This is a genomic window from Methylobacterium sp., from assembly GCF_019750675.1.
Classification (GTDB): Bacteria; Pseudomonadota; Alphaproteobacteria; order Rhizobiales; family Beijerinckiaceae; genus Methylobacterium.
In genome coordinates, this window is the sequence record NZ_JAIEOF010000291.1 from 1 (window position 1) to 2,042 (window position 2,042).

Annotated in this window: 3 protein-coding genes; 1 reads left to right on the plus strand and 2 read right to left on the minus strand. The window is 69.0% G+C overall.

What is annotated here, in order from left to right:
• Positions 1-222 precede the first annotated feature (222 nt).
• Positions 223-816, minus strand: coding sequence for a hypothetical protein (locus K2X24_RS15170; RefSeq protein ID WP_292499207.1), 594 nt, complete (start codon positions 814-816; stop codon positions 223-225).
• A 287-nt stretch (positions 817-1,103) separates the two neighbouring features.
• Here K2X24_RS15170 and K2X24_RS15175 point away from each other — a divergent pair, with 287 nt between their 5' ends.
• On the plus strand, positions 1,104-1,598 hold the full coding sequence (locus tag K2X24_RS15175; protein WP_292499208.1) for a glutathione peroxidase: 495 nt from the start codon (positions 1,104-1,106) through the stop codon (positions 1,596-1,598).
• A 3-nt stretch (positions 1,599-1,601) separates the two neighbouring features.
• On the opposite strand, the gene K2X24_RS15180 is transcribed toward K2X24_RS15175, so the two are convergent.
• On the minus strand, positions 1,602-2,042 hold a 441-nt coding region (locus K2X24_RS15180; RefSeq protein ID WP_292499209.1), incomplete at its 5' end, for a cation transporter dimerization domain-containing protein.

Below are 2,042 nucleotides of genomic sequence, written 5' to 3' on the forward strand. Positions count from 1 at the left end.
CCGGGCCCCGGCCTGCACAATGCGAGCTTCGACTTCGACGACAGCATCATTCCCCTCGGCTCGGCCTTCCTCGCCCGACTCGTCGAGCGACGCACCGCCGCCTGAGGCGCTGGGTCGGCCCGGGCCGAGACCGCGCCGAATCGGCCGGTCCGGGGCGTCAACGGAGGCACCGCCGAGGTGCGATCGGGTCGATCGGTGCGGGTGGACGCGGCCGGAGAACGGTCAGACCGTCAGCGACACCCGCTTCGTCGCGGCCAGCTCGGGCTTCCGGCTGGCTTGGCCTGCCCTCGAGTCGCGCACCGATACATCCATGAAGTCTACGCTCGCCGAGATCAGGGCGCCGTCCCTCAGCGTCATCGTCTCCGACAGTGCCTGCGACGTCATCAGCCGAGCGGTGTAGCGCCCGTAGGCCGCATCGCGCGCGTCATCGTCCTTTGCCGCCTTCTTCTCCGCGTCGAGCGCCTCCAGGGCAGTCTGGGCTGCCTTCATCGCGTTGAGCGAAGCAACGTCCTGGAAGTCCTTGGCGAGTTCTGGATCGTCCCGGAACATCTTCTCGATGCGCTCCCTGTAGGGACTGTCGGTCTTCACTTGGCCGAGGCTGTCGATTCGGAAAACGATGGGCTCGTCCTGCGGGATGCCCATTCTGGTCAGCCGATCGGCGAGTTTGCCGGCCAGGTCCTGCGTCCGATCGCGGACGATTTCGTCGAAGGAACGAACAATCGACCGGGCCGTCTCGCCGATGGGGCTTGTGGAGCCGGCGGTCCCCGTGAGCGTCTGGGCGATCTGCCGCTTCGCGGCCGCGCTGAGATCGACCACGGCGGCCGCACCCGCCGCCTTGGAGGCGGCCGATGTCCCCGGATTCCTGTCCTTCGGCGACGTGCCGACGCTTGCCCCGTCGCCCGCAGGCCCCCGCGCGGATCCCGCCGCCGTTCTCCGTGCAGCCGCTGTCGCTCCCGTCACCATGCGCGTGATCCCGGCCGATATGCAATCATCAGCTGTAGGAGAAGAGGCTTAACGCTTGCCTACCGGTTCCGGCCCTTGTGGATCGAAGCGACGAGGTACTACGAGAGGCACCCATCCGTTCGCCCGCCCGGTTGCAATCCATGGATAGCGTGCACGACTTGACCCCGAGTGCCGCCGACGGCTCCCCCTATCCCCTGGCCCAGCACCGGGGATCGGTGATCCTGATCGTCAACACCGCCTCGAAATGCGGGTTCACCCCGCAATATGCCGGGCTGGAAGCCCTGGCGCGGAAGTACCGATCGGCGGGGCTCGTGGTGCTCGGCTTCCCCTGCAACCAGTTCGGCGCCCAGGAGCCGGGGGACGCGGCCGAGATCGCGGCCTTCTGCAGCCTGACCTACGAGGTCGGCTTCCCGGTACTCGCCAAGGTCGCGGTCAACGGCCCGGGGGCCGACCCGGTCTTCGCCCACCTCACCCGCGCCAAGCCCGGGCTCCTCGGCAGCCGCGCCATCAAATGGAACTTCACCAAGTTTCTCGTCGGCCGCGACGGCCGGGTCATCGCGCGCTACGCGCCCTCGACCAAGCCCGAGGCCCTCGAAGCCGCGATCGCGGCTGCCCTGGCCGAGCCCGCGCCGTAGGCCTCAGGCCGCCGGGGCGGGCGCGGCCACGGCGCTCGCCCGCGACTGGACCTCGATGAAGATGCGGGTCACGTCGGGGTCGCGCGCCTTCAGGCGGGTCTCGATGCGGGTCACCATGGCCTCGATCTGCCCGGCGCTGAAGGTATCGTCGAGGTCGAGGCTCACGTTGACCAGGATGTCGGAGGGGCCGAGATGCTGGGTCAGCACGGTGTTGACGTGGTGGACCCCCGCCTCTCCGCGCACCACCTCGCGGATCGCCGCGACGAGTTCGGGGTCGGCCGCCTCGCCGATGAGGAGGCCATGCGTCTCGATCATCAGGAAAATCGCCATCCCCACCAGGATCAGGCCGATGCCGATCGAGGACCACCCGTCCAGGGACGGCATGTCGAGGATGTGGGCGAGGACCACGCCCGCGAGCGCCACCACGAGGCCCATCAGCGCCGC

What these genes read in the sequence shown, in the direction of transcription:
- K2X24_RS15175 (WP_292499208.1), top strand. Translation starts at nt 1,104, where the DNA reads ATGGATAGCGTGCACGACTTGACCCCGAGTGCCGCCGACGGCTCCCCC.